Below are 1762 nucleotides of genomic sequence, written 5' to 3' on the forward strand. Positions count from 1 at the left end.
CGTCGCGGGCTTCGAGGATGGCCAGGGCGTGGTGGACGCCGGGCACTTCCCAGGTGAGGAAGAAGCGGGCGGCCTGCAGTTTGCCTTTGTAGAACCCGGTGTCGGCGTGGTTGGATCTTGGTCGACCCCAAGGTGAGCTAAAGCGGCCTAATTCCAATCGCACATTTGATGATGTTATCGAGGTGGAAATTATGACGGTGACTGGTTTGACTGTCTGGAAGCCCTAAATGTCAGAGGGATATTATCTTGTTTGCATGAGTTGCAAAGCTGGCGTGGTATTAGGAAAAAGTATAGCTATTAGATATGTAGATTTTCCAGGCCACGAATTATTTGGTTTCTCCGAACTAGGCGGGGGCGGGGTATGGCAGCCGTCTGTACATGGTTGTGCTGATCTGCAGCAATTTTTGATTACCCATAGAATTCATGAGCTTAGAGTTTTACCTGAGTCTGTCGATATGTATGCGAAGAATGAAGGGGTCCCTCACTCGTTCCCTGATGGAGACTGCGGGGACCCCGAATATAGTAGGACAAAATTTTATACTGGTAGCGTGGAGAGGCCCGATCCTACCCTAGATAGAGCGCGTATCACGGAAGAATTGATTGAGAAATTGAGTGAGTTCTGATTTTTTAGTTGTGATTTTTTGATTTAAGTTGGCTGGTAATAGGATTTTACTAGCGCTATCCGCATTATGGCTATTAAGTTGAGGGAAGTGTAGGGGCGTCTCATTATCGTATCTCGCTCACTTCTGCCTGCGTGTGGATTTTCTTATTATAATGATTATTTTTCTTTGTTTTTTATCCTGTTTATCTGCTGGCTATATTGTGGCGCGGTTGCACGCTGTGTGAGGCTTTTGCTGTTGTTGTGTATTGGGTTTATATGGTTGTTAGAGTTTTTGGATTGATTTTTAGCAGCTTTATGCGGTGGTGTGATTGGTCTATTGGGTTGTGGTGTGCGCTTTTATTTGTTCGAGGTTGAGGGGAAGTGAAAAGAACTGCGAAGCTGTATCAGTGCTATAGCTGCCTGAGAGAGTCTACAGATCCTTTAAATTGCACCAATTGTGGAGCGTCGATAGAGGAGCTTGATCTCACAAGCGCAATGTTCATACCGCCCATTGGGGGGTATGTTGTGGTGGAAGGCTTTGATCAGGAAGCTCTTGAGGTGGTTAGGCGTATTGCGAGTGAGGTAGCAAATGCCTTTTACCACAATTTCTATATTTCAGAGGTTGCGGGTAAGTTGCTAGTGAAATGCAACGACTATTCCGCTTCCCTGCTCATTCCTAGGCTGGAGGAAGAGCTATCTAGTCGTAAGCCAAGTCTCTTGATTTATTTTGAGGGCAAGTCTGAGTAGATGGTTTTGTGGTAGGGGCTTAAGGCTGAGTTCAATGGGTATAAAGAATATGAAGCGTACTTTTCTTATCGCAGCCGTCGCTCTGATGGCTGCCTGTTCCAATCAAGGCCCGGTGACTGCTCCGGTTGTTTCCAATCACGCACCCTCTGCCGCTATTCAGGCGTTCCGTGAAATCTGCCTGAAGGCTGCGCCCGACTTTTCCCGGGCAGCGACTGCCGCCAAGGCGGTGGGCGTTGAGGTGGGCGATATGGGCTTCATGATGGCGGGCTTCAAGGCGGACAAGAGCCTGGGCGTTCAGATCCAGGCGGGGAAGGAGTGCGTCGTGACCACGCCTTCGCAGCGGGACGAGAGCCTTACCCGGCAATTGCTGGACGCGGCTCGTGATTTGTCCAGTACGCCGGTTGCGCAAACCTC

1 protein-coding gene and 1 pseudogene are annotated in these 1762 nt (G+C 49.1%); one reads left to right on the top strand and one right to left on the bottom strand.

The features are described from left to right. Positions 1–106: pseudogene (locus BM198_RS29265) on the bottom strand (acyl-CoA dehydrogenase C-terminal domain-containing protein); the annotation flags it as partial. 1291 nt (positions 107–1397) lie between these two features. Between BM198_RS29265 and BM198_RS30030 the strand changes: the two are divergent. Continuing rightward, on the top strand, positions 1398–1762 hold a 365-nt coding region (locus BM198_RS30030; protein ID WP_139233743.1), incomplete at its 3' end, for a hypothetical protein.

The organism is Metapseudomonas otitidis, from assembly GCF_900111835.1.
GTDB lineage: Bacteria > Pseudomonadota > Gammaproteobacteria > Pseudomonadales > Pseudomonadaceae > Metapseudomonas > Metapseudomonas otitidis.